Here is a 23,720-nt window from a genome sequence, read left to right as displayed (position 1 = left end):
TCACCTTGGTGGGCGATTTTTATGCCGGTGATGCGACATACGAGACTTTGCGACATACAAGACATGAGGAACGGAGTGGACGCGTGACGCGCAGCGTGTACGTGACCGGGATCGACCGCGGTGACGGCCGCCAGGTCGTGGAGCTGGGAGTCATGGAGCTCCTGACCCGCCAGGTCGACCGGGTGGGGGTCTTCCGTCCGCTCGTCCACGACCGGCCCGATCGGATGTTCGAACTGCTCCGGTCGCGCTACCGGCTCTCCCAGGACCCGGCGACCGTCTACGGCATGGACTACCACGAGGCCTCCGCGCTCCAGGCCGAGCGGGGCACCGACGAACTGGTCTCCACGCTGGTCGACCGCTTCCACCTGGTGGCCCGGGACTACGACGTCGTCCTCGTCCTCGGCACCGACTTCGCCGACACCCAGCTGCCCGACGAGCTGTCCCTGAACGCCCGCCTGGCCAACGAGTTCGGCGCCTCCGTGATCCCGGTGGTCGGCGGCCGCAAGCAGCCGGCCGAGTCCGTGCTCGCCGAGACCCGCAACGCCTTCCGTGCCTACGACGGCCTCGGCTGCGACGTGCTCGCCATGGTCACCAACCGGGTGGCCCGCGAGGACCGCGACGAGATCGCCGAGCGGCTGCGCGACCGGCTGCCCGTGCCCTGCTACGTCGTCCCCGACGAGCCCGCACTGTCCGCGCCGACCGTCTCCCAGATCGTCCACACCCTCGACGCGAAGGTCCTGCTCGGCGACGACTCGGGGCTGGCCCGGGACGCGCTGGACTTCGTCTTCGGCGGCGCGATGCTGCCGAACCTGCTCGGCGCCCTGACGCCGGGCTGCCTGGTCGTCACCCCGGGCGACCGCGCCGACCTGGTCATCGGCTCGCTGGCCGCGCACAGCGCCGGCACCCCGCCGATAGCCGGGGTGCTGCTGACCCTGAACGAGGTGCCGCGCGAGGAGATCCTCACCCTCGCCGCCCGCCTCGCCCCGGGCACCCCGGTGCTGTCCGTGACCGGCAACAGCTTCCCCACCGCCGAGCAGCTGTTCTCGCTGGAGGGCAAGCTGAACGCGGCCACCCCGCGCAAGGCGGAGACCGCGCTCGGCCTGTTCGAGCGCTACGCCGACACCGCCGAGCTGGCCGCGCGGGTGAGCGCGCCCAGCACCGACCGGGTCACCCCGATGATGTTCGAGCACAAGCTGCTGGAGCAGGCCCGCTCCGACAGGCGCCGGGTCGTGCTCCCCGAGGGCACCGAGGCGCGCGTGCTGCACGCGGCCGGGGTGCTGCTGCGCCGGGGCGTGTGCGACCTGACCCTGCTGGGCCCCGAGGACCAGATCCGCAAGAAGGCCGCCGACCTCGGCATCGACCTCGGCGACACCCAGCTGATCGACCCGGCCACCAGCGAGCTGCGCGACGCCTTCGCCGAGCAGTACGCCCTGCTCCGGGCGCACAAGGGCGTCACCGTCGAGCTGGCCCACGACGTCGTGTCGGACGTCAACTACTTCGGCACCCTGATGGTCCAGGAGGGCCTGGCCGACGGCATGGTCTCGGGCTCCGTGCACTCCACGGCCGCCACCATCCGGCCCGCCTTCGAGATCATCAAGACCACGCCGGACTCCTCGATCGTCTCGTCCGTCTTCTTCATGTGCCTCGCCGACAAGGTGCTGGTCTACGGCGACTGCGCGGTCAACCCGGACCCGGACGCGCAGGCGCTCGCGGACATCGCCATCCAGTCGGCGGCGACGGCCGCGCGGTTCGGCGTGGAGCCGAGGATCGCGATGCTGTCGTACTCCACCGGCACGTCCGGCTCGGGCGCCGACGTCGACAAGGTGCGCGAGGCGACCGAGCTGGCGCGCTCGCGCCGCCCCGACCTGAAGATCGAGGGGCCGATCCAGTACGACGCGGCCGTCGAGCCCACGGTCGCCGCGACCAAGCTGCCGGACTCCGACGTCGCCGGGCAGGCGACGGTCCTGATCTTCCCGGACCTCAACACCGGCAACAACACGTACAAGGCCGTGCAGCGCTCGGCCGGCGCGATCGCCGTCGGCCCGGTCCTCCAGGGTCTGCGCAAACCGGTCAACGACCTGTCCCGGGGCGCGCTCGTCCAGGACATCGTCAACACCGTCGCCATCACGGCCATCCAGGCCCAGACGCCCGCCAACTGACCTCCCCGTACAGAGAGTTCTCGAACACCGTGGCTGCAACCCGCGTCCTCGTCCTCAACTCCGGCTCCTCGTCGCTGAAGTACCAGCTGCTCGACATGCGCGACGCCGCCCGGCTGGCCGCCGGTCTGGTGGAGCGCATCGGCGAGCAGACCTCCCGGCTCCGGCACACCTGCCTCACCAGCGGCGAGACCCGTGAGCACACCGGGCCCATCGCCGACCACGACGCCGCGCTCAAGGCGGTCGCCGCCGAGCTGGGCCGGGACGGCCTCGGCCTGGACTCGCCCGAACTGGCCGCGATCGGCCACCGCGTGGTGCACGGCGGGCTGTTCTTCACCGAGCCGACCGTCATCGACGACGCGGTGATCGCCGAGATCGAGCGGCTGGTACCGGTCGCCCCGCTGCACAACCCGGCCAACCTCACCGGCATCCGCACCGCCCGGGCGCTGCGCCCGGACCTGCCCCAGGTCGCCGTCTTCGACACCGCGTTCCACACGACGATGCCGGAGTCCGCGGCCCGCTACGCGATCGACCCGAAGATCGCCGACCGCCACCGCATCCGCCGCTACGGCTTCCACGGCACCTCGCACGCGTACGTCTCCCGCGAGACGGCGCGGCTGCTGGGCAAGGACCCGTCCGAGGTCAACGTGATCGTGCTGCACCTGGGCAACGGCGCCTCGGCCTCGGCGGTCGAGAAGGGCCGGTGCGTGGACACCTCGATGGGGATGACCCCGCTGGAGGGGCTCGTGATGGGCACCCGCTCCGGTGATCTGGATCCGGCCGTCATCTTCCATTTGGCCCGGGTTGGCGGAATGTCCATGGACGAGATCGACACTCTTCTCAACAAGAGGAGCGGCCTGTTCGGCTTGTGCGGGGACAACGACATGCGGGAGATCCGCCGCCGGATCGACGAGGGCGACGAAGAAGCCGCACTCGCCTTCGACATTTACATTCACCGGCTCAAGAAGTACATCGGCGCTTATTTCGCCGTACTGGGCACGGTGGACGCGATCGCGTTCACGGCCGGGGTCGGCGAGAACGCCGTGCCGGTGCGCGAGGCCGCGCTCACGGGCCTCGACGGGCTGGGCCTCGCGGTCGACCCGGAGCTGAACGCGATGCGAGCGGACGAGGCCAGACTGATCTCTCCGAAGGACGCGCGTGTCGCGGTCGCCGTGGTCCCGACGGATGAGGAACTGGAGATCGCGACCCAGACCTACGCACTGGTCGGAAAGAACAACTGAATAGCACCTGAGCGGTGCGGCACTCATTTGTATCTTCCGCCAGACGGAATATTCCGTAGCGAAACAAACCGATAGGATCGCCCCATGCGCCGTTCCAAAATCGTCTGTACGCTCGGCCCCGCGGTCGACTCCCACGAGATGCTCGTCGCCATGATCGAGGCGGGCATGAATGTGGCCCGTTTCAACTTCAGCCACGGCACCCACGCCGAGCACCAGACGCGGTACGACCGCGTCCGGGCCGCGGCCAAGGAGACCGGCCGGGCCATCGGTGTCCTCGCCGACCTCCAGGGGCCGAAGATCCGCCTGGAGACCTTCGCCGAGGGGCCGGTCGAGCTCGAACGCGGTGACGAGTTCGTCATCACGACCGAGGACGTCCCGGGCGACAAGTCCATCTGCGGTACGACGTACAAGGGGCTGCCGGGCGACGTCTCGCGCGGCGACCAGGTCCTGATCAACGACGGCAACGTCGAGCTGAAGGTCCTGGACGTCGAGGGCCCCCGGGTCAGGACGATCGTCATCGAGGGCGGTGTCGTCTCCGACCACAAGGGCATCAACCTGCCCGGCGCGGCGGTCAACGTGCCCGCGCTGAGCGAGAAGGACATCGAGGACCTGCGTTTCGCCCTCCGCATGGGCTGCGACATGGTCGCGCTGTCCTTCGTCCGGGACGCCAAGGACGTCCAGGACGTCCACCGCGTCATGGACGAGGAGGGCCGCCGGGTCCCCGTCATCGCCAAGGTCGAGAAGCCGCAGGCGGTGCAGAACATGGAGGACGTCGTCGCGGCGTTCGACGCCGTGATGGTCGCCCGCGGCGACCTCGCCGTCGAGTACCCGCTCGAAAAGGTCCCCATGGTGCAGAAGCGCCTGATCGAGCTGTGCCGGCGCAACGCCAAGCCGGTGATCGTGGCGACCCAGATGATGGAGTCGATGATCACCAACTCCCGCCCGACCCGCGCCGAGGCCTCCGACGTGGCCAACGCGATCCTGGACGGCGCGGACGCGGTCATGCTGTCCGCCGAGTCCAGCGTGGGCGCCTACCCGGTCGAGACGGTCAAGACGATGTCGAAGATCGTCCAGGCGGCCGAGGAGGAGCTGCTGAGCAAGGGCCTCCAGCCGCTCGTGCCCGGCAAGAAGCCGCGCACGCAGGGCGGTTCGGTCGCGCGTGCCGCGTGCGAGATCGCGGACTTCCTCGGCGGCAAGGGCCTGATCGCCTTCACCCAGTCCGGTGACACCGCGCGCCGGCTGTCCCGCTACCGCGCGGTCCAGCCGATCGTCGCCTTCACCACGGACGAGGGCACCCGCAACCAGCTCACCCTCAGCTGGGGCGTGGAGTCGCACATCGTGCCGTTCGTCAACACCACCGACGAGATGGTCGACCTGGTGGACCAGGAGGTCGCCAAGCTGGGCCGCTTCGACGCGGGCGACATCGTGATCATCACGGCTGGCTCGCCCCCCGGCGTCCCCGGCACCACCAACATGCTCCGCGTCCACCACCTGGGCACGCAGGGCGGCTGAGCGACCGGCCGTACGGGGCCCGTGCGGGCCCTGTACGGCGCCGAGGGCGCCTCCTGGGGATCCAGGGGGCGCCCTCGGCTTTTGTGCGGCTCCCGAACGGGCTTGTGCGACCGGTCAGTTGTCGGTCGTGTAGACGTGCATCCCGGGCACGTGGAGGTTGCCGCCGAACTGGGCGGCCTGGACGGCCTTCACGTTGGTGAAGTAGATCAGCGGGATGTTGAGCGGCGGCGGGCTGTCCGGGCTGAAGGTGATCGGGATCAGGCCGAACAGATTGCCCGAGATGCTCTCCGTGTACATCGTCGTGGAGCCGCCGGTGATGGTGGACGTCGACCCCTTGGACGCCTGCACGTGGTAGACCTTGCCGGACAGCTTGTCGTTCACCGTCTGGTGCAGGTCACCGATGTCCGTGCCGCCGGAGATGACGTACTTCAGCACCTTCTTGGTGGTGCCGGACGCCGTCTTCACCTCGACGATGCCCTGGTAGTCGGCGCTCTTGAGCAGCAGCGAGCTGGCGTTGAGGTACCAGGGGTCGTCCGCCACCGGCACCTGGTTGTCGACGCCGCTCTGGTCGGTCGTGGCCGCCGGGCAGTCCCCCGCCGGGGTGCCGGCGCTCGCCGACGGACTCGGGGTGGCCGACGCGGCCGCGTCCTTCGCCGCCTTGGTCGTGTCGGCGACCGTCTTGGACACCGTGCCGGTGGCGTTCTTCACCGTGTCCGTGACGGTCGTGCCCGCCTTGGAGGCGGTGTCCTTGACCGTGTCGGCGAGCTTGGAGCCGGTGGACCCCGAGGAACTCGCCGACGCGCCCGAGGCCTTCGGGGACGCGCTGGCCGACGGGGTCGCCGACGGCGAGGAGCTCGCGGACGAGCCGGAGTCCGTGCCGCCGCCGAGCAGGCCGCCGAGCGTGTCGCCGATGGTGCCCAGCAGACCGCCGCCGCTCTTGGACGCGGACGGCGACGGCGACGGCGAGGCCGAGTCGCTGCCCGAACCCGAGCCGCCGGAGCCGGAGGTCGCGCTCGGCGTCGGGGTGGCCTTGCCGCCGGAACCCGAACCCGATGAAGACGACGAACCCGATGAAGACGACGACGAGGACGTGTCCGAGCCCTTGGTGCCGGCGCTCGCCGAGGGGGACGGCGTGGCCGAGTCGGACGCGCTGGCGGAGGCGGACGGCGTCGGCGAGGCCGAGCTGTCCTTGCCGGCCAGTTGCTTGACGCAGTTCTTGTACTCGTCCGCCGTCAGGCTCTTCGAGGTCGTCGACGGGGACGGGCTGCCGCCGCTGTCGGCGAGCGCCAGCGTGGACGTGAAGCCCATGCCCATCAGCACCGCGGTCGGCATCGCCACCGAGGCTATCGCCTTGCCGGCGGGCATGTGGAACCTGGTGAACAGCGGCTTTCTGGGTGCCGCGTGGCGGGGCCCGGTTCTCTCACGGGACCCGTCCACCTCGGTCTCGCGGGTCGCCTCGTCAGCCGGCACTGTGCCTCCCGTTCGCCCCGTTGGCCGGGCTCGTTCCTGACAGGTCGTTCTCGCCCACGCCGTCCGTGGCCATGCCCTTGTCGAAGCCGTAGGGGGCCTCGCCCGGCGTCTCACCCCCGGCCGGGGGGACATCCTGCCCCGGCTGCGGCTGCGGAGGAACGCCCGGCGCCCAGGACACGGCCATCGCTCCGCCGATCAGGGCGAGCAGGAAGCCCATGACGAAGCCGCCGAAGTTGGACACGGGAAGGGACACCAGCGCCAGCAGGATCGCGGCGACTCCCGCGAAGGTCCGTACGTGCTTCTGGAACCAGAGGCTGATGCCCAGGACGACGAGCAGCACACCGATGATCAGGGATCCGGCACCGGCGGTGGTCGCCATCGCCAGCGTGAGATGGCCGATCTGGAGATGCGCGTACGGGAAGTACATGATCGGAAAGCCGCCGAGCAGGACGAACAGACCGGCCCAGAACGGACGCGCACCACGCCAGGCGCGGAACTGCTGCCTCCGGTAGGTGAACTGGCCGGGGTGGGCGGCAGGGGTCTCGGCGCTCATGGAAAACAGCTCCCTGTTGCGGTGTTGCTGTGGCGGTGATGTGCCCCGGGCGCGAAGGACGCCCGAGGAGTGGACGGGCGGGGGCGCCACCTGCCCCCCGCCCGTCATCGAGTGCTCAGTAGCACTCGTGCGTTCCCGTGGACACCGACATGTGCAGACCGCTGAGCTTGAAGGTTCCGGCGGTGGTCGCCCACGCCGTCTGCTTCACGTTCGTCAGCGTGGCCGAGTCGGCCTGCTGGGCGAACCCGTAGGGGTTGGACTGCTCGCTGCCGCCCTTCATGCCCGGACCCTTGCCGGCGTCCTTGGCGGCCACACCGATGTCGATGTTGTTGAACGTCGCGTCGGCGCTCAGGTCATCGAGGTCGATGTAGAGGTTCGACGCCTCGACCGGAGTGGACGCGCCGGCCTTCAGCGTGAGGCTGACCGAGCCGAACACCGGGATGTTCGGCGTCACGACGGACTGGCACATGTTCGTGATCTTCGCGGACTTGAACGCCGAGACGGCGACGGGGTGAGCCGTCTTCTGGCCGTCGAGCGTGTAGCCCGAGTCGATCGCTCCGTACTGTTCGAAGCCCGTGCCGTCGAGCCGGTCCGCCGTCACCTTGAACGACTGGCCGGAGACACTGAACGACGCGGCGAGAGCGCCCTGCGCGAGGGCGACACCTATGCACGCCGTGGCGGCGACGCTGGGCACCATGACCACAGCGAACCGCTTCCATCTGGTCCCGCCACGCACCTGGGACTCCATATTTCCTCCTTCTCGGACGTACATCTCCTGGTCCGGAAACCGCGGTGGACGGCTCGGCCGGACAGGGATGGGAGAAGTGCTACGTCCTCGGAAGGGGAACGCCTGCGCCCGGTGGCACGAAATGCGCCACGATCACCGGCGATCACCCCCGAGCGACAACCACTGGTCGCGCCTGACACGCATCACGCACAACCTTGCTGGACAGGCTTCGCCGGCCGGCGAAGACCCCCCTGCCCAAGAGCCGGCGCCACTGCCGCCGGCTCTGCTCGGTGGGGACCCAGAGTCCCCGTGACCCGACCGGTTGCCGGGGTACGGGAATGGACCGAGCGTCGCCGATCGTGGTGCATTCTCGCCCGTGACACAAGGGGCTTCGTTACTCGGTAGTAACGGCGGGATAACCGTAGGACGACCCGCCGATCTCGGAGTGCGACACACGGTTGCAACTCTGGGCAGAGCAAAGCCGTTGATCCCTGGATAAAACCAGACAGACCAACGGCTTCGATTTACTCCGAGTAACAGCGGCCGCAATTACCAAGATTTGGTAAAGCGGGGCCGCCCTGACGTCTCGTCGGCAAATCTTTCACCCCGGCATCACAAGCCGTGGCGTTTAGTGACTGGTCAGAACAACGCCCGGGCCAGCGCCCTGCGCGCCCCGACCACCCGCGGGTCCTCCTGGCCCACGACGTCGAACAGCTCCAGCAGCCGCAGCCGCACCTTGTCGCGGTCGTCGCCCGCGGTGCGGCTCACGGTGTCGATCAGGCGCCCGAAAGCGTCCTCGACATGCCCGCCCACCAGATCCAGGTCGGCCGCGGCGATCTGCGCGTCGGCGTCCTTCGGCCGCTCGGCCGCCTCCTGGCGCACCTTCTGCGGGTCGAAGCCCTGCACCCGCTGGAGCAGTTCGGCCTGCGCCAGGCCGAGCTTGGCCTCCGGGTGCCCCGGGTCGTCGGCCAGCACGTTCTGGTACGCCCGGACGGCACCGGCCAGGTCGCCCGCGTCCAGGGCGTCGGCCGCCGCGTTCAGCGCCGCGTCGTACGGCCCCGCCTGCTCCTGCGCGGGCGCCTCGCCCGGCTCGGCGTCCGGGTCGACGGTCAGGCCGGTCAGCCCGAAGCGCTGCTCGGCGACCTGCACCAGCTGGTCCAGCGTCTCCCGGATCTGCTGCTCGCCGGCCGCCCCCTGGAAGAGCGGCAGCGCCTGGCCCGCGACGACGGCGAACACCGCCGGGATGCCCTGCACCCCGAACTGCTGCATCAGCATCTGGTTGGCGTCGACGTCGATCTTGGCGAGGAGGAAGCGCCCGTTGTACTCGACGGCGAGCCGCTCCAGGACCGGGCTCAGCTGCTTGCAGGGCTGACACCACTCGGCCCAGAAGTCGATGACGACCGGGACCTCGGCGGAGCGCTGGAGGACATCGCGCTCGAAGCCCGCCTCATCGACGTCGATGACGAGATCGGCCGGGGCGACGGCCCCCGTGCCGCCCTGCCGGGCGGCCTCGGCGCGCGTCTGCTCGGCCTTGGCCTTGGCCTCCTGGGCCGCCTTCACCGCGGCGAGGTCGACGACGCCGCTCATGGACATGTTCCGTGGCTGCATGCGTCTATCCTCCCCCGTCACCGCGCCGGAATGAAAAAGTCGTGCGCCCGGGGCGCCGGGTCCCCACCCCACGCCTCATGATCGCGCCCGCGTACGTCCGTCACGGGCTGCTCTCACGCGCTTTCGCTACGACTCGTAGCGTAATGCCATGGGGACCCCGCGCGACACCACCCCCCGGTGATCTCCCTCACGACACCACAGGACCCGCCCGTTATGGTCAAGGGATGCAGAGCCGCACCCCCGCCAGCCGTACCGGGCGCCCGCGCGACCCCGCCGCGGACGCCGCGATCCTGGCCGCGACCAGGGCAGCGCTGGTGGAGCTGGGCTGGTCCAAGCTCACCCTGGGAGACGTGGCGACGCGGGCCGGGGTTGCGAAGACGACCCTCTACCGCCGCTGGGCCGGCAAGAACGAACTGGTGGTCGACGCGGTCGCCGAACTCTTCGACGAACTGGAGCTGCCCGACCGCGGCAGCCTGGCCGACGACATCGAGGGCGTCGTGCTCCAGTTCGCGGCGATCCTCGCCCGCCCGGAGGCCAAGAGCGGCCTGATGGCGGTGGTCGCCGAGGCCACCCGCGACGACGCCCTGCGCGAGCGCATCCGCTCCTCCATCGTGGAGCGCCAGATGCGCCTCGTCCTCCAGGGCCGCGCGCGGGCACAGAAACGGGGCGAACTCCCGCCGGAACCCGATCCGCGGGAGGCCGCCCGCACGGTGGACCTCATCTTCGACGTGGTGGCGGGTGCGGTGGTGCACCGCACCCTGGTCAGCGGCAAGGCGGCGGACGAGGAGTGGGTGCGCAGCTTCACGCGCGTCCTGATCGGCGGACTCGCCTCGTCCGCCTGACCCCCTCCGCCCCCCGGCCGCTCGCCCGCCGCTCGCCCTCAGAAGCCCGCCGGCTCCGTGTACACCCCCCACTCGTCCCGCAGCACCCCGCAGATCTCGCCCAGCGTCGCCTCGGCGCGTACGGCGTCCAGCATCGGCTCGATCATGTTCGAGCCGTCGCGGGCCGCGGCCAGCATGGCGTCCAGGGCGGTCCGCACGGCGCTCTCGTCCCGGGCGGCCTTGCGCGCGGCGAGCACCCGCACCTGCTCGCGCTCCACCTCGTGGCTCACCCGCAGGATCTCCAGGTCCCCGGTGACGGACCCGGTGTGGACGTTCACGCCCACGACCCGCTTGTCGCCCTTCTCCAGCGACTGCTGGTAGCGGAAGGCGGACTCGGCGATCTCGCCGGTGAACCAGCCGTCCTCGATCCCGCGCAGGATCCCGGAGGTGATCGGCCCGATCGGGTGCTGCCCGTCGGGGTGCGCCCGCAGGCCCCGCTCCTTGATCTGCTCGAAGATCTTCTCCGCGTCCGCCTCGATCCGGTCCGTCAGTTGCTCGACGAACCACGAACCGCCCAGCGGATCGGCCACGTTGGCGACCCCGGTCTCCTCCATCAGCACCTGCTGGGTGCGCAGCGCGATCTCGGCCGCCTGCTCGCTCGGCAGCGCGAGGGTCTCGTCCAGGGCGTTGGTGTGCAGCGAGTTGGTCCCGCCGAGCACCGCCGCCAGCGCCTCCACGGCCGTACGCACCACGTTGTTGTACGGCTGCTGCGCGGTCAGCGAGACGCCGGCGGTCTGTGTGTGGAAGCGCAGCCACTGCGCCTTGTCGCTCTGCGCGCCGTACACGTCGCGCATCCAGCGGGCCCAGATGCGGCGTGCGGCGCGGAACTTGGCGATCTCCTCGAAGAAGTCCAGGTGCGCGTCGAAGAAGAAGGAGAGGCCGGGCGCGAAGACGTCGACGTCCAGGCCGCGGCTGAGGCCGAGTTCGACGTACCCGAAGCCGTCCGCGAGCGTGTACGCCAGCTCCTGAGCGGCCGTCGAGCCGGCCTCGCGGATGTGGTAGCCGGAGACGGACAGCGGCTTGTAGGCGGGGATGCCGGCCGCGCAGTGCTCCATCAGGTCGCCGATCAGGCGCAGATGCGGCTCGGGCTGGAAGAGCCACTCCTTCTGCGCGATGTACTCCTTGAAGATGTCGGTCTGGAGTGTGCCGTTGAGGACCGACGGGTCCACGCCCTGGCGCTCGGCGGCGACCAGGTACATGCAGAAGACGGGCACGGCGGGCCCGCTGATGGTCATGGAAGTGGTGACGTCGCCGAGCGGGATGTCCTTGAACAGGACCTCCATGTCGGCGGCCGAGTCGATGGCGACGCCGCAGTGCCCGACCTCGCCGAGCGAGCGCGGGTCGTCGGAGTCGCGGCCCATCAGCGTCGGCATGTCGAAGGCCACGGACAGACCGCCGCCGCCCGCGGCCAGGATCATCTTGTAGCGCTCGTTGGTCTGCTCGGCGTTGCCGAACCCGGCGAACTGCCGGATCGTCCAGGTGCGGCCGCGGTATCCGGTCGGATGGAGCCCGCGCGTGAAGGGGTACTCCCCGGGCCAGCCGATCCGCTCGAATCCCTCGTACGTGTCTCCCGGCCGGGGACCGTACACCGGCTCCACGGGATCACCGGAGAGCGTGGTGAAGTCAGCGTCGCGCTTGCGCGCGGCGTCATAGCGGGCCTGCCAGCGCCGGCGGCCTTCCTCGATGGCGTGAGCGTCCATACCCTCGAATTTACTTGGACGTCCTAGTAAATGTCGATGGCTGACCGCCGCACGGCACGCGAGGGGCGCTCGTACGGCGGTGGAGTCGCGCGGTGTCTCAGGCCTTCGCGGCGACCGGGGCCCGGTCGGTGACCTTGGCCTCCAGCTCGCGGGTGAGCCGCCGCTCGACGAAGAAGGCGGCGGTGGGAATCGTGCCCGCGAGCAGCACCCACAGCTGGCGGCCGACCGGCATCTTGGCCTTGGAGCCCAGGTCGAAGGCGACGACGAGGTAGACGACGTACAGCCAGCCGTGGGCGATGGCGACGACGCGCGTGACGTCGGCGGCACCGCTGATGTCCAGCCCGTACTTCGCGATCATGCTCAGGCACAGGAGTACCAGCAGGACACCCGTGGTGTAGGCCATGACGCGGTAGCGGGTCAGCACACTTTTTTTCATGGAGTCGAGCGTAACCACCCGTTCCGGCAGATCTTGGCCGGGGTCGGCCGTCGCCCCGGTCCTCGTCTCAGTCCTCGTCGAAGTCGTGCGCCGCGACCCGCAGCGGACGGAACATCGCGAAGATCTCCGCGCACTCCTCCGCGTCGTACACGCCGAGCCCGAAGTCCATCGCCATCAGGTCGCGGGTGGCCGCGTCGACCACCTCGCGGCCCTTGTCGGTGATCACGGCGAGGGTGCCGCGGCCGTCGTTGGGGTTGGGCCGCCGGGCCACCAGACCGGACTTCACCAGCCGGTCCACGGTGTTCGTCACCGAGGTGGGATGCACCATGAGCCGCTCACCGATCTTGGACATCGGCAGCTCGCCGGCCTTGGAGAAGGTGAGCAGCACCAGGGCCTCGTAGCGCGCGAAGGTCAGCCCGTACGGCTTGACCACCGCGTCCACCTCGGCGAGCAGGATCTGCTGGGCCCGCATGATCGAGGTGATCGCGGCCATGGACGGCACGTTTCCCCAGCGCTGCTTCCAGAGCTCGTCGGCACGGGCGATGGGGTCGAAGGGGAGGCTGAGAGGCTTGGGCACGTCATCAGACCCTACCGGCCGGTCATATCCCGGGCAGCCCCGTCTCGGTCCTCGGTCGCCCGGACCGCCAGGGCCAGCCCGCAGCAGCACAGCACACCGAGCGCGCCGGCCCCCGTCACCGCCGCCCGCACCCCCACCGCCTGCGCCGCCACCCCGGCCAGCGCCATGCCCACGCCCTGGACGGTCATCAGCCCGGCGCTGAGCACGGTCATGGCCCGCCCGCGCCGCTCGTCGGGCACGGCCCGCACGAACCACTGGTCGAGGCCCAGGGTGTACGCCGAGCCGGCCCCGGAGACCAGCAGGAGCAGCAGGGACACGACGAGCCCGGGGCGCAGGGCGAAGCCCAGGTAGGGCAGCAGGGTCAGGCACAGCAGGGGGAGCGCGACGCGTTCCCGGTGCGCGGGCGTGAGGCGCGCACCGGCGAACAGTTCGCCGGCCACCGTGCCGACGGGCAGCGCGCACATCAGCAGCCCGAGCCCGGCGGAGCCGCTGCCGAGCGCGTCGGCGTACGGCGCGGCCAGCGCCTCGGGGACGACGGAGAACGCCGCCGGGAGCCAGAAGACGAGCAGCAGCACCCGGATCCGGCGGTCCGTCGCGAGGCCGCGCAGACCTGCCGGCGCATCCGCACGGTCCCGGGTGCGGGCGGGCCGGCGCCGGGTGCCGCAGCGCAGCAGGGTGGCGGAGCCGAGGAAGCCGGCGACGGTGATCAGCAGGGCGTGGCGGGGCGTGAGGACCGTGAGGAGGAGCCCGCCGAGGCCGTAGCCGACGAGCAGCGCGCTCTGGGCGACGATCCGCAGCAGGGAGCGGCCGAGCACGAACAGGTCGCCGCCGCCGAGGACGTCGGCGAGGGTCGCCATGCGGGTACCGGCGAACACCGGGGAGACGACGGCGAGCGCGCAGCGCAGCGCGAGCAGGACACCGGTCCCGGTGCCCGGCACCGTCATCAGGGCCACGCAGCCCGCGCACACCAGGTCGCAGACGACCAGCACCCGGCGGGCCGGAAAGCGGTCGGCGACGGGCGCGAGCAGGGTGCCGCCGACGGCGTACGGCAGGAAGCCCAGGGCGAAGGTGAGCGCGCTCAGCAGGGGCGAGCGGGTGAGGTCGTAGACGAGGACGGAGAGCGCGATCTCGCTGACGATGACGCCGAGCATGGACAGCACGTGCGCGGCGAAGACGGCCCGGAACTCGGGCACGGCGAGGACACGGCCGTATCCGGCGGGCGCCGGGGCCGTCTGCGGTGGTGCGGACATGCGGGGAGCGTGGCGGAGGGCGGACCGGAGGCCCTAGATTTTCGGCTCCAGCCGAATCTTCGCCCGCGTCTTCGCGCTCTTCCGGAAGGTGGCCCGTGCCCTCGCATCTGCATTTCGGCGACGCCGACTTCCTGCGCTGCCGGTTCGCGATCTCGCCGATGTGGGAGACGCAGGAGGCCGTGCGCACCCTGAAGCGCCCGGACCGGCACGGCTATCACGCACCCTGGCTGCGCCGGATCCGCGCGGCCGCGGCCGGGCTCGACCTCGCCCCGCTGTGGCTGCTGATGCCCCGCCGGGGCCACTCCCCCGACTGGCTGGGGCCGCCGCCGATCGGCCCGGCGGCGACCTTCGAGGAGGAGATCGCGGCCGTACGGGCCTGCGACCCGGAGGCGGCACGGGAGGACACCGCCCTCTCCCTGGCCTGCACCCCGGGGGCGCTGCGGTCGCCGCGGGGCCGGGCCTGGCTGGCGGATCCGGCCCGCATGATCGCGGAGCTGGCGGACGCCGTGGAGGAGGCCTGGCATGTGCTGATCGAACCGGACTGGCTCCGGCTGCGGGCCCTGCTGGAGGCGGACGTCGCCTTCCACTCGCGCAGACTGGCCGAGGTGGGCCTCGGCACACTGCTGCCGGAACTGGACCGGCGGCTGTCCTGGGACGGCCGCACGCTCACGCTGGCCCTGCGCGGGGAGTACGCCCGCGACCTCGCCGGCCAGGGCCTGGTGCTGATGCCGAGCGTGTTCTCCTGGCCCGACGTGGTCACCGGCTTCGAGCCCCCGTGGCAGCCGACGGTGGTGTATCCGGCCCGGGGGCTGGCGGGGCTGTGGGCGGATCCGGGCGAGCGGACCCCCGCGGCGCTGGTACGGCTGCTGGGCGCGAACCGGGCGGCCGTGCTGACCGCGCTGGACGAACCGGCGGCCACGACCGCGCTGGCCCACCGCCTGGGCCTCGCCCCGTCGTCGGTGTCGTCCCACCTGACCGTGCTGCGGGACGCGGGTCTGCTGACGTCACGGCGGTACGGCCATCAAGTGCTGTACGAGAGAACGCCGTTGGGGATGGCGCTGGCCGCCGGCGGCTGACCCCGGGTCTCAGCCGTACTGCTCCAGCATGCGCAGCACCCGAGGCGCGCGGACCTCCCCGGCGCTCTCCCTCACACACCTGCGCGCGGCCGGCGTGCACCCGAGCGGCGCTTTGAACAGCGCCAGCGAGCTGGCCACGACCAGCAGCAGCGGACACAGATACGCCACGGTGTCCGCGAACCGCCCGAAGAGCCGGAGCAGCGACTCCAGCCCGAGCCCGGTCAGGCACACCGTGAGGACCAGCGCGCGGACCGTCAGCTCGGCGAGCCAGTTGGCCAGGGCCCGCTCGGGGGTGATGCCCCGCTCCAGCCAGAGCCGCAGCCGGTCCAGGGACCAGGCCGTGGCCCAGCCGGTCAGCGGCCGCAGCAGCACCCGGTCGGCGACCGCGCCGAAGGCGCCCCAGCGGGGCCGGTAGTCGAAGCCGGTGACCAGGCGGACGCCGTGGGCGTCGGGCACGTAGCGCCAGTAGGCGCTCGCCTCGGCGATCAGGGACAGCGGGTGCGGGGAGGAGAAGCGCACGGCGGAGGTGCGGGTGCCGTCGGGGCGGTCCGTCTCGTCCGCCGCGTGACCGGTGCCGGACACGGTGAGGAACGGCAGCACGCGCGCGGTGCAGGAGAACCGCCGGGGCTCACCCGCCGCGCCCGGCAGCTCCTCGATCGCGGTGAACCGGAGGTCCCAGCGCCGGCGTGCGTCGGGATCCTGGGTGCGCGCCCACAGCGTGTCCAGGTCGGCGCGTATGTGTGTCCCTATACCGACACTCATGGTGTTCCCCCAGGTCAGAACGTGCTCTGAAGTGATCGCTCAGAGCATCGACAGGGGAAAGTACAACGCGGTGGGCGTGCCGCTCAAAACGAGGGGTCCGGCTGACCGGCCAGGTGCCGTTCGACGGTCTCGACCTTGGAGGTCAGGCCGTCCGTCACGCCGGGCCGGATGTCGGCCTTGAGGACGAGCGACACGCGCGGGGCGCGCTCCTCCACGGTGGCGACGGCGCGCCGGACGACGTCCATGACCTCGTCCCACTCGCCCTCGATCGAGGTGAACATGGCGTCGGTGCGGTTCGGCAGCCCCGACTCGCGCACCACGCGGACGGCGTCGGCGACGTACTCCCCCACGTCCTCGCCGACACCCAGGGGCGTCACGGAGAAGGCGACGATCATGCGTTCACGACCCCTTCCTTACGGGCACGCGCGGCGATGACCTCGTCCTCAGCGGCGCGCTTCAGCTTGCGCTCCGCGAAGAAGCCGCCGGTGGGCAGCACGGACAGCACGAAGTAGAAGAGGCCGGTCTTCAGGGGCCACTTGGTGCGGTTCCAGGCATCCGCCCAGAAGATCACGTAGAGGATGAAGAGGACTCCGTGGATCCCGCCCATGACGGGGACCGCGTTGAAGTCCGTGGTCCGCTTCAGCACCGAGCACACGAGCAGGATCAGGAAGGACACGGCCTCCGGGGCCGAGACCAGGCGGAGGCGGCGGAGGGCGGTGGCGGTCTTGATGTCCACAGGTCACCTTCGGTGGGGAGTCGTCGACGCTTTGTGAATGCGTGCACAAACGTTGCCCCATTGTGGCAAACGCCGGCCCTAGGGGTCCGCTCAGGGTCGGTATCCACCCGGGGACCCTGTTCCGTCCACCCGCGCCGCCGCTAGTTTCGCTGCGTGGCGATGTTCCGACTTCAAGGCAGCAAGGTGCTCGCCGTCGACATGACCGGGGACGCCGTGAAGGCGAAGAACGGCTCGATGGTCGCGTACGACGGAAGCATGTCCTTCAAGAAACTGACGGGCGGGGGTGAGGGGCTGCGCGGGATGGTGACCCGCCGGCTCACCGGTGAGCAGATGACGGTGATGGAGGTGAAGGGGCAGGGGACGTGCTGGTTCGCGGACCGCGCCTCGGAGATCAACCTCGTGAGCCTGACGGGAGACAAGCTCTACGTCGAGTCGAGCAACCTGCTCGTGACGGACGCCGCTCTGCGCACCGGGACGACGTTCACGGGACTGCGCGGCGCCTCGCAGGGCAACGGCCTGTTCACGACGACGGTCGAGGGGCACGGGCAGGCGGCACTGCTGTCGGACGGTCCGGCGGTGGCGCTCCGGGTCAGCCCCCAGTACCCGCTGACCGTGGACCCGGGTGCGTACATCGCCCATCAGGGCAACGTCCGGCAGTCCTTCCAGTCCGGCGTGACGTTCCGCACGTTCCTCGGGGAGGGCGGCGGCGAGGCCTTCCAGATCCGGTTCGAGGGCGACGGACTGGTGTACGTGCAGCCGAGCGAGCGGAACACGATCGCGGGGGATCTGTAGAGATGGCGTTCCGGGAGATCAACTCCAAGATGGTCGAGGCGACGGTGCTGCCCGGGCAGCGGCTGTTCAGCCAGCGCGGGGCGATGCTCGCGTACCGGGGGGACGTGTCCTTCACGCCGAACATCCAGGGCGGTCAGGGCGGGCTGATGTCCATGCTCGGGCGCCGGGTGGCGGGCGAGGCGACCCCGCTGATGTCGGTCGAGGGCAGCGGGACCGTCTTCTTCGGGCACGGCGGCCACCACGTCCACGTCATCCACCTCACGGGCGACACCCTGTACGTCGAGGCGGACCGGCTGCTCGCCTTCGAGGGCACGCTGCGGCAGGGGACGATGTTCATGGGCTCGCAGGGCGGGGTGATGGGCCTGGTCCGGGGCCAGGTGACCGGTCAGGGTCTGTTCACGACGACGCTCCAGGGGCAGGGCTCGGTCGCCGTGATGGCGCACGGCGGTGTCTTCGAGCTCCCGATCACCCCGCAGCGCCCGGTCCACGTCGACCCGCAGGCCTACGTCGCCCACCACGGCGAGGTGCGCAACAGGCTGTCGGCCGCGCTCGGCTGGCGCGAGATGGTGGGCCGGGGCTCGGGCGAGGCGTTCCAGCTGGAGCTGAGCGGCAGCGGCACGGTGTTCGTCCAGGCGTCGGAGGAGAAGCTGTGAGCACGTACGGAACGCCGGGCGCGGGACCGGGCGGACCGGTCGGACCGGTCGTGCACGACCCGATGACCCTGCCCGCCGACGACAACGTGAACGCGTACACGTTCTGTGTCGAGCTGAAGAGCGGGCAGTGGTTCCTGCAGAAGGGGAAGATGATCGCCTACTACGGGGCGATCGAGTTCAACGGGATCGGGCACGGGCGACTCGACCGACTTGTCCGTACCTCGTTCCATTCGCCACTGCACGCAAGCGACTGGGTCGTGGCCGAGGGCTCGGGCAAGATGCTGCTCGCCGACCGGGCCTTCGACGTCAATTCCTATGACCTCGACGACGGGAACCTGACCATTCGCGCGGGCAACCTGCTCGCTTTTCAGCCAAGTCTCGCGCTGAAGCAATCGATCGTGCCGGGTTTTCTGACCCTTATCGGAACCGGAAAGTTTGTGGCCGCATCTAACGGTCCGGTGGTGTTCATGGAACCTCCGATCCGGGTTGACCCGCAGGCGCTCGTCGGGTGGGCCGACTGCCCGTCCCCGTGCCATCACTACGACCACGGGTACCTGACGGGCGTCCTGGGCGGTCTACGTGCGATGACGGGCTTCGGCGGGGTGTCCGGCGAGGAGCACCAGTTCGAGTTCGTGGGCGCCGGGACGGTCCTGCTGCAGTCGTCGGAGAGCCTGATGGACGAGACGGCGACGGGGGTCGTGCCGGCGGAGCCGGGCGTGCCGGGAGGTGGCGCTCCGGGGCCGGGCGGACACGGTCAGCAACCGCCGGGCGCACCGCGCCTTCCCGGACAGCTGGGGGACCTCCAGCGTCGCTTCGGGCTGTGAGCGGTAGTCTGCGGAGTGTGACATCGAACGCGTGCGCACTGTCACATCATCCAAAGTAGTTCGGCATTCAACTTCTTAGGTAGACTTCATTCATGGAGACCGAGACGGCCACGCGCTGGCTGACCGATGCGGAGCAGTGCGCCTGGCGCACCCACCTGGAGGTCAACAGGCTGTTGACGTACCAGTTGGAGAAGGATCTTCAGCCGTTCGGCCTGACGATGAACGACTACGAGATCCTCGTGAACCTGTCCGAGTCCGACGACGTACGGATGCGGATGAGCGACCTCGCCACTGCCACGCTGCAGTCCAAGAGCCGGCTCTCGCACCAGATCACGCGGATGGAGAGCGCGAACCTGGTGCGCCGTGAGAACTGCGAGTCCGACCGGCGCGGGCTGTACGCGGTACTGACCGAGCACGGCATGGAGACGATGCAGAAGGTGGCGCCACATCATGTCGCCTCCGTGCGACGGCACTTCATCGATCTGCTGTCGCCGGAGGCGCTGACGGAGCTGGACAAGGCCCTGAAGCCGATCGCCGAGCACCTCAGAGGGCAGCGGGGGCGTCCCTGAGTCCGCGGCCCGAGCGGCCGAGGGTGCCGACGGCGCTGATCAGCGCCGTGGCGCCCGCCAGGGCGAAGCACACCCCCAGCGGGAGGCGGCCGAGCAACAGACCCGTCGCCGCCGCCCCGCCCGAACTCCCCGCGTTCACGGCCGTGTTGACCCAGGCGCCCGCCCGTGTCCGGGCGCCCTCGGCCGCCGACTCGTCGGCCAGCAGGTATGCCGTGGTCAGCGTGGGAGCGATGAACGCACCGGCGCAGGCCATCGCCGCCGTCAGGCTCCACAGCCCCGGAGCGAGGCCCGCCGCGGCGATCACCAGGCCGAGCCCCACCGCGAACCGGCACAGCCGTACCCGGGCCGGTGCCCGCCACCGCACCGCCCCGTTGACCAGCCCGCCCACCGCGCTGCCCGCGGAGAGCGCGCCCAGGACCCAGGGCACCGGGCCCGTGTCGTGGGAACGCGCCGTGGCGAAGGCCATCACCAGCAGCTCCACGCCGCTCAGGGCGAGTCCGGCGCCGGCGGCCACGCCGACCGGGACCAGCAGGCCGGAGAGGGAGCCGGGCGTTCGCCCGAGCGCGGCGGGGCGGGGGCCCGGCAGCCCCGGTGACGTGACGAAGACGCAGGTGCCGCACACGATCAGCAGTGCGCTCAGCAGGATCCCGGACGCCGGCGGGGCGACGCCCGTCAGCGCGCCGACCAGCGCCGGGCCGGAGACGTACAGCAGTTCCTCGGCGACCCCGTCCAGGCTGTAGGCGCGGGCCAGCATGCCCGGCTCCGGGGCCAGTTCGGCCCACACGGCCCGCATCGTCGGGCCCAGCGGCGGCGCGCACGCGCCCGCGAGCGCGACGGCCACGGCGATGAGCGCCGCCGGTGCGCCCGGGCGCCAGGTCAGGGCGGCCAGGACGCACAGGACAGCGCCGTGGACGGTCGCCATGGGGAGCAGCGCGCGGCGCGGGCCATGGCGGTCGATCAGGGACGCCTTGACCGGCATCAGGAAGATCGTGGCGCCGAACAGGGACATCACGGCGCCGGAGACGGCGTAGGAGCCGGTGGCGCGGGTGACGGACAGCAGCATCGCGACGGACACCGTGCCGTAGGACAGGCGGGCCGTCAGGGCGGAGGCGAAGGCGCGGCGGGCGTGGGGCAGGCGCAGGACGGCGGCGTACGAGGGCCGCGCGGGGGCATGCGTGGACATGCGGATGTTCCTCTGGTCGAGGCGGAAGAGGGGACACCGAGGGACGCGAGGGCCGGTCGTTCGTACGGCCTCGCGGTCCGGTGCGCGCTCTACGCCAAGGAGAGGGACATGCCGGTCAAGATAGCTGCCGGGCGCGGGAGTCGGCCAGCGCTCAGCCCCGCGTGAGGCCCGCCACCAGCTCGTCCGCCGCGCGGTACGGGTCCAGCTCGCCCGCGACGATCCGCTCGGCCAGCGCGCTGAGACGGCGGTCGCCGTGCAGGTCGCCGATGCGTTCGCGCAGGGCCGTGACCGCGATGGTCTCCACCTCGCGGGCCGCGCGGGCCCGGCGGCGTTCGGCGAGGACGCCGTGCTCCTCCATCCACGCGCGGTGCTTCTCCAGGGCCTCCACGACCTCGTCGACGCCCTCCGCGCGCGCCGCCACCGTCTTCACGATCGGCGGGCGCCAGTCGCCTGGGGCGCGGGCCTCGCCGAGGCCCAGCATGTGGTTCAGCTCGCGGGCCGTCGCGTCGGCGCCGTCCCGGTCCGCCTTGTTGACGACGTAGACGTCGCCGATCTCCAGGATGCCGGCCTTCGCCGCCTGGATGCCGTCGCCCATCCCCGGGGCCAGCAGGACGACCGACGTGTCCGCCTGGGAGGCGATCTCGACCTCCGACTGGCCGACGCCGACCGTCTCGACGAGGATCACGTCGCAGCCCGCCGCGTCGAGGACCCGGATGGCCTGGGGGGCCGCCCAGGCCAGGCCGCCCAGGTGGCCGCGGGTGGCCATCGAGCGGATGTAGACGCCGGGGTCGGAGGCGTGGTCGGACATCCGGACGCGGTCGCCGAGCAGGGCGCCGCCGGAGAACGGGGAGGACGGGTCGACGGCCAGGACGCCGACCCGCCTGCCCTGTTTGCGGTACGCCGTGACGAGTGCGGAGGTCGAGGTGGACTTGCCGACGCCGGGCGAGCCGGTCAGGCCGACCACATAGGCGTTGCCGGTCAGCGGGGCCAGTGCCGCCATGACCTCCCTGAGCTGCGGGGACGCCCCCTCCACCAGGGAGATCAGCCGGGCCACGGCACGCGGTCGGCCGTCCCTGGCCTGGGCCACCAGAGAGGAGACGTCCTGCATCAAACAGCTCCGTTCACTCGCGAGAAAGTACTGCTCAGGCCTTCGGTACCCGCACGATCAGGGCGTCACCCTGGCCGCCGCCACCGCACAGCGCGGCCGCGCCGGTACCGCCGCCGCGGCGCTTGAGCTCCAGCGCCAGGGACAGGACGAGACGGGCACCGGACATGCCGATCGGGTGGCCCAGGGCGATGGCGCCGCCGTTGACGTTCACCCTTTCCGTGGACACACCGAGGTCCTTCATTGACTGCACGGCGACCGCGGCGAAGGCCTCGTTGATCTCGATCAGGTCGAGGTCGGAGACCTCCAGGCCGTCCTTCTTCAGGGCGTGCAGGATGGCGTTGGAGGGCTGCGACTGGAGGCTGTTGTCCGGTCCGGCCACGTTGCCGTGCGCGCCGATCTCGGCGAGCCACTCCAGGCCCAGCTCCTCGGCCTTGGCCTTGCTCATCACGACCACGGCCGCCGCACCGTCCGAGATCTGCGAGGAGGTACCGGCCGTGATCGTGCCGTCCTTGGCGAAGGCCGGGCGCAGCTTGCCCAGGGACTCCACCGTGGTGTCGGCGCGGATGCCCTCGTCCTTGCTGAAGACGACCGGCTCGCCCTTGCGCTGCGGGATCTCGACCGGGGTGATCTCGGCCTCGAACACGCCGTTCTTCTGCGCGGCGGCGGCCCGCTGGTGGGACAGCGCGGCGATCTCGTCCTGCTCGGGGCGCCGGATACCGAGACGCGTGTTGTGCTTCTCGGTCGACTCGCCCATGGCGATGCCCTCGAAGGAGTCGGTCAGGCCGTCGTGGGCCATCGCGTCGAGCATCTCGACGGCGCCGTACTTGAAGCCCTCGCGGGACTTCGGCAGCAGGTGGGGGGCGTTGGTCATGGACTCCTGGCCGCCCGCGACCACGATGTCGAACTCACCGGCGCGGATGAGCTGGTCGGCGAGCGCGATGGCGTCGAGGCCGGACAGACACACCTTGTTGATGGTCAGCGCCGGGACGCTCATCGGGATGCCGGCCTTGACCGCCGCCTGGCGGGCCGGGATCTGGCCCGCGCCGGCCTGCAGCACCTGGCCCATGATGACGTACTGCACCTGGTCGCCACCGATCCCCGCACGGTCGAGGGCGGCCTTGATCGCGACGCCGCCGAGGTCGGCGCCCGAGAAGGACTTGAGGGAGCCCAGAAGTCGTCCCATGGGCGTGCGCGCGCCCGCGACGATCACAGAGCTGGTCGTTCCAGAAGGCATGAGCTGCGATCCCCTTACCGGCCTGCGCGGCCGAGGAGTGAACGAGGGTTTACTTCGAATGTACTGATGGCACTCCGTGCCGTCACCGGCCCGTCGGTGTGATCGCGCGCACGTTGCGTAACCACCCGCAGGGCGCTGCACTGAATCCATGCTGACGCGAATCGACCACATCGGGATCGCCTGCCACGACCTCGACGCCACCGTCGAGTTCTACCGGGCCACGTACGGCTTCGAGGTGTTCCACACCGAGGTCAACGAGGAGCAGGGCGTGCGCGAGGCCATGCTCAAGATCAACGAGACGTCGGACGGCGGCGCCTCCTACCTCCAGCTGCTGGAACCGACCCGCGAGGACTCCGCCGTGGGCAAGTGGCTGGCGAAGAACGGCGAGGGCGTCCACCACATCGCCTTCGGCACGGCGGACGTGGACGCCGACTCCGAGGAGATCCGCGGCAAGGGCGTCCGGGTCCTCTACCAGGAGCCCCGGATCGGCTCCATGGGGTCGCGGATCACCTTCCTGCATCCAAAGGATTGCCACGGTGTCCTGACAGAACTGGTCACTTCGGCCCCTGTTGAGTCCACTGAGCACTGACTCCCGTACATAAGGGCCGGTAGGGTTGGGGGCGGTCGTCTCTGAACGCGGGGGACGGCCGCATGCCGGGGTCCGGGTTTTCG

General features: G+C 70.8%; 24 protein-coding genes. 10 read left to right on the top strand and 14 right to left on the bottom strand.

The features are described from left to right. Window positions 1-83 precede the first annotated feature (83 nt). The 3 genes from pta (at window position 84) to pyk (ending at window position 4,909) form a co-directional block, all read left to right on the top strand. Window positions 84-2,159, top strand: a complete 2,076-nt coding sequence (pta, locus tag AC4OXY_RS32490) for a phosphate acetyltransferase (protein ID WP_362818807.1) — start codon at window positions 84-86, stop codon at window positions 2,157-2,159. 29 nt (window positions 2,160-2,188) lie between these two features. Then, window positions 2,189-3,397 (top strand): acetate kinase, encoded by a 1,209-nt coding sequence (locus AC4OXY_RS32485; protein WP_356027846.1) that lies wholly within the window; start codon window positions 2,189-2,191, stop codon window positions 3,395-3,397. 84 nt (window positions 3,398-3,481) lie between these two features. Further along, the gene (gene pyk / locus AC4OXY_RS32480; RefSeq protein WP_356027844.1) at window positions 3,482-4,909 is read left to right on the top strand and encodes a pyruvate kinase; all 1,428 of its coding nucleotides are present in this window, start codon (window positions 3,482-3,484) and stop codon (window positions 4,907-4,909) included. Between the two features lie 114 nt (window positions 4,910-5,023). Here the strand turns inward: pyk and AC4OXY_RS32475 are convergent, their stop codons facing one another. From AC4OXY_RS32475 to AC4OXY_RS32460, 4 genes are all read right to left on the bottom strand, one after another. After that, window positions 5,024-6,379 (bottom strand): hypothetical protein, encoded by a 1,356-nt coding sequence (locus AC4OXY_RS32475; protein WP_491991498.1) that lies wholly within the window; start codon window positions 6,377-6,379, stop codon window positions 5,024-5,026. Further along, a complete protein-coding gene (locus AC4OXY_RS32470; RefSeq protein ID WP_356027840.1) occupies window positions 6,369-6,932 on the bottom strand; it encodes a DUF6114 domain-containing protein in 564 nt (187 codons plus the stop codon). Before AC4OXY_RS32470 ends, AC4OXY_RS32475 begins: the two co-directional genes overlap by 11 nt. Before the next feature lie 115 nt (window positions 6,933-7,047). Beyond that, a complete protein-coding gene (locus AC4OXY_RS32465) occupies window positions 7,048-7,680 on the bottom strand; it encodes a DUF6230 family protein (protein ID WP_356027838.1) in 633 nt (210 codons plus the stop codon). Between the two features lie 618 nt (window positions 7,681-8,298). Beyond that, window positions 8,299-9,267: a tetratricopeptide repeat protein gene (locus tag AC4OXY_RS32460; protein WP_356027836.1), complete on the bottom strand. Its 969-nt coding sequence runs from the start codon at window positions 9,265-9,267 to the stop codon at window positions 8,299-8,301. A 224-nt stretch (window positions 9,268-9,491) separates the two neighbouring features. Here AC4OXY_RS32460 and AC4OXY_RS32455 point away from each other — a divergent pair, with 224 nt between their 5' ends. Further along, on the top strand, window positions 9,492-10,109 hold the full coding sequence (locus tag AC4OXY_RS32455; RefSeq protein WP_362818797.1) for a TetR/AcrR family transcriptional regulator: 618 nt from the start codon (window positions 9,492-9,494) through the stop codon (window positions 10,107-10,109). A gap of 38 nt (window positions 10,110-10,147) precedes the next feature. On the opposite strand, the gene icmA is transcribed toward AC4OXY_RS32455, so the two are convergent. The 4 genes from icmA to AC4OXY_RS32435 form a co-directional block, all read right to left on the bottom strand. Continuing rightward, window positions 10,148-11,848 carry a coenzyme B12-dependent isobutyryl-CoA mutase large subunit gene (gene icmA, locus AC4OXY_RS32450; protein ID WP_356027832.1) on the bottom strand — a complete coding sequence of 567 codons (1,701 nt, stop codon included), beginning with the start codon at window positions 11,846-11,848 and terminating at the stop codon, window positions 10,148-10,150. A gap of 97 nt (window positions 11,849-11,945) precedes the next feature. Next, a complete protein-coding gene (locus tag AC4OXY_RS32445; protein WP_356027830.1) occupies window positions 11,946-12,284 on the bottom strand; it encodes a DUF3817 domain-containing protein in 339 nt (112 codons plus the stop codon). A 67-nt stretch (window positions 12,285-12,351) separates the two neighbouring features. Then, complete coding sequence (locus AC4OXY_RS32440) at window positions 12,352-12,861, bottom strand: MarR family winged helix-turn-helix transcriptional regulator (RefSeq protein WP_356027829.1); 510 nt, start codon at window positions 12,859-12,861, stop codon at window positions 12,352-12,354. A gap of 11 nt (window positions 12,862-12,872) precedes the next feature. Further along, window positions 12,873-14,111, bottom strand: a complete 1,239-nt coding sequence (locus AC4OXY_RS32435) for an MFS transporter (RefSeq protein ID WP_356027827.1) — start codon at window positions 14,109-14,111, stop codon at window positions 12,873-12,875. Between the two features lie 95 nt (window positions 14,112-14,206). On the opposite strand from AC4OXY_RS32435, the gene AC4OXY_RS32430 reads away from it, so the two are divergent. After that, on the top strand, window positions 14,207-15,187 hold the full coding sequence (locus AC4OXY_RS32430; RefSeq protein ID WP_356027825.1) for an ArsR/SmtB family transcription factor: 981 nt from the start codon (window positions 14,207-14,209) through the stop codon (window positions 15,185-15,187). Window positions 15,188-15,196: 9 nt separating this feature from the next. On the opposite strand, the gene AC4OXY_RS32425 is transcribed toward AC4OXY_RS32430, so the two are convergent. From AC4OXY_RS32425 to AC4OXY_RS32415, 3 genes are all read right to left on the bottom strand, one after another. Then, window positions 15,197-15,949 carry an SRPBCC family protein gene (locus AC4OXY_RS32425; RefSeq protein ID WP_356027823.1) on the bottom strand — a complete coding sequence of 251 codons (753 nt, stop codon included), beginning with the start codon at window positions 15,947-15,949 and terminating at the stop codon, window positions 15,197-15,199. Between the two features lie 83 nt (window positions 15,950-16,032). Continuing rightward, window positions 16,033-16,344 (bottom strand): MTH1187 family thiamine-binding protein, encoded by a 312-nt coding sequence (locus AC4OXY_RS32420; protein WP_376288905.1) that lies wholly within the window; start codon window positions 16,342-16,344, stop codon window positions 16,033-16,035. Beyond that, a complete protein-coding gene (locus tag AC4OXY_RS32415; RefSeq protein ID WP_356027820.1) occupies window positions 16,341-16,685 on the bottom strand; it encodes a DUF3817 domain-containing protein in 345 nt (114 codons plus the stop codon). Before AC4OXY_RS32415 ends, AC4OXY_RS32420 begins: the two co-directional genes overlap by 4 nt. Before the next feature lie 159 nt (window positions 16,686-16,844). On the opposite strand from AC4OXY_RS32415, the gene AC4OXY_RS32410 reads away from it, so the two are divergent. The 4 genes from AC4OXY_RS32410 (at window position 16,845) to AC4OXY_RS32395 (ending at window position 19,523) form a co-directional block, all read left to right on the top strand. Then, window positions 16,845-17,477, top strand: a complete 633-nt coding sequence (locus AC4OXY_RS32410) for an AIM24 family protein (protein ID WP_356027818.1) — start codon at window positions 16,845-16,847, stop codon at window positions 17,475-17,477. A 2-nt stretch (window positions 17,478-17,479) separates the two neighbouring features. Next, entirely contained in the window at window positions 17,480-18,130 is a 651-nt protein-coding gene (locus AC4OXY_RS32405) for an AIM24 family protein (RefSeq protein ID WP_362818789.1), read from the top strand. Next, window positions 18,127-18,954, top strand: coding sequence for an AIM24 family protein (locus tag AC4OXY_RS32400; protein WP_491991497.1), 828 nt, complete (start codon window positions 18,127-18,129; stop codon window positions 18,952-18,954). The genes AC4OXY_RS32405 and AC4OXY_RS32400 overlap by 4 nt, the downstream gene beginning before the upstream one ends. A 92-nt stretch (window positions 18,955-19,046) precedes the next feature. After that, window positions 19,047-19,523: a MarR family winged helix-turn-helix transcriptional regulator gene (locus tag AC4OXY_RS32395; RefSeq protein WP_356027813.1), complete on the top strand. Its 477-nt coding sequence runs from the start codon at window positions 19,047-19,049 to the stop codon at window positions 19,521-19,523. Here AC4OXY_RS32395 and AC4OXY_RS32390 read toward each other — a convergent pair. The 3 genes from AC4OXY_RS32390 to AC4OXY_RS32380 all read right to left on the bottom strand — a co-directional run bounded on the left by AC4OXY_RS32390 (window position 19,498) and on the right by AC4OXY_RS32380 (window position 23,048). Continuing rightward, window positions 19,498-20,706, bottom strand: a complete 1,209-nt coding sequence (locus tag AC4OXY_RS32390; protein ID WP_491991496.1) for an MFS transporter — start codon at window positions 20,704-20,706, stop codon at window positions 19,498-19,500. The two genes, AC4OXY_RS32395 and AC4OXY_RS32390, sit on opposite strands and share 26 nt — an antisense overlap. A gap of 151 nt (window positions 20,707-20,857) precedes the next feature. Further along, a complete protein-coding gene (gene meaB, locus AC4OXY_RS32385; RefSeq protein ID WP_356027809.1) occupies window positions 20,858-21,814 on the bottom strand; it encodes a methylmalonyl Co-A mutase-associated GTPase MeaB in 957 nt (318 codons plus the stop codon). Window positions 21,815-21,848: 34 nt separating this feature from the next. Next, window positions 21,849-23,048, bottom strand: a complete 1,200-nt coding sequence (locus AC4OXY_RS32380) for an acetyl-CoA C-acetyltransferase (protein ID WP_356027807.1) — start codon at window positions 23,046-23,048, stop codon at window positions 21,849-21,851. 148 nt (window positions 23,049-23,196) lie between these two features. Here AC4OXY_RS32380 and mce point away from each other — a divergent pair, with 148 nt between their 5' ends. After that, window positions 23,197-23,637 carry a methylmalonyl-CoA epimerase gene (gene mce / locus AC4OXY_RS32375; RefSeq protein WP_356027805.1) on the top strand — a complete coding sequence of 147 codons (441 nt, stop codon included), beginning with the start codon at window positions 23,197-23,199 and terminating at the stop codon, window positions 23,635-23,637. The last annotated feature ends 83 nt before the right edge of the window (window positions 23,638-23,720 follow it).

The sequence above is a fragment of the Streptomyces sp. HUAS MG56 genome (assembly GCF_058673395.1).
The sequence above is the reverse complement of the archived record's forward strand: the minus strand, read 5'-3'. Positions and strand labels throughout refer to the sequence as shown.

Bases quoted from the DNA above. Each gene is read 5' to 3' on its own strand.
- pyk (WP_356027844.1), top strand. From the start codon at position 3,482: ATGCGCCGTTCCAAAATCGTCTGTACGCTCGGCCCCGCGGTCGACTCC.
- AC4OXY_RS32470 (WP_356027840.1), bottom strand. From the start codon at position 6,932: ATGAGCGCCGAGACCCCTGCCGCCCACCCCGGCCAGTTCACCTACCGG.
- AC4OXY_RS32465 (WP_356027838.1), bottom strand. From the start codon at position 7,680: ATGGAGTCCCAGGTGCGTGGCGGGACCAGATGGAAGCGGTTCGCTGTG.
- AC4OXY_RS32460 (WP_356027836.1), bottom strand. From the start codon at position 9,267: ATGCAGCCACGGAACATGTCCATGAGCGGCGTCGTCGACCTCGCCGCG.
- AC4OXY_RS32455 (WP_362818797.1), top strand. From the start codon at position 9,492: ATGCAGAGCCGCACCCCCGCCAGCCGTACCGGGCGCCCGCGCGACCCC.
- icmA (WP_356027832.1), bottom strand. From the start codon at position 11,848: ATGGACGCTCACGCCATCGAGGAAGGCCGCCGGCGCTGGCAGGCCCGC.
- AC4OXY_RS32445 (WP_356027830.1), bottom strand. From the start codon at position 12,284: ATGAAAAAAAGTGTGCTGACCCGCTACCGCGTCATGGCCTACACCACG.
- AC4OXY_RS32435 (WP_356027827.1), bottom strand. From the start codon at position 14,111: ATGTCCGCACCACCGCAGACGGCCCCGGCGCCCGCCGGATACGGCCGT.
- AC4OXY_RS32425 (WP_356027823.1), bottom strand. From the start codon at position 15,949: ATGAGTGTCGGTATAGGGACACACATACGCGCCGACCTGGACACGCTG.
- AC4OXY_RS32420 (WP_376288905.1), bottom strand. From the start codon at position 16,344: ATGATCGTCGCCTTCTCCGTGACGCCCCTGGGTGTCGGCGAGGACGTG.
- AC4OXY_RS32410 (WP_356027818.1), top strand. From the start codon at position 16,845: ATGTTCCGACTTCAAGGCAGCAAGGTGCTCGCCGTCGACATGACCGGG.
- AC4OXY_RS32405 (WP_362818789.1), top strand. From the start codon at position 17,480: ATGGCGTTCCGGGAGATCAACTCCAAGATGGTCGAGGCGACGGTGCTG.
- AC4OXY_RS32395 (WP_356027813.1), top strand. From the start codon at position 19,047: ATGGAGACCGAGACGGCCACGCGCTGGCTGACCGATGCGGAGCAGTGC.
- AC4OXY_RS32390 (WP_491991496.1), bottom strand. From the start codon at position 20,706: ATGTCCACGCATGCCCCCGCGCGGCCCTCGTACGCCGCCGTCCTGCGC.
- meaB (WP_356027809.1), bottom strand. From the start codon at position 21,814: ATGCAGGACGTCTCCTCTCTGGTGGCCCAGGCCAGGGACGGCCGACCG.
- AC4OXY_RS32380 (WP_356027807.1), bottom strand. From the start codon at position 23,048: ATGCCTTCTGGAACGACCAGCTCTGTGATCGTCGCGGGCGCGCGCACG.
- mce (WP_356027805.1), top strand. From the start codon at position 23,197: ATGCTGACGCGAATCGACCACATCGGGATCGCCTGCCACGACCTCGAC.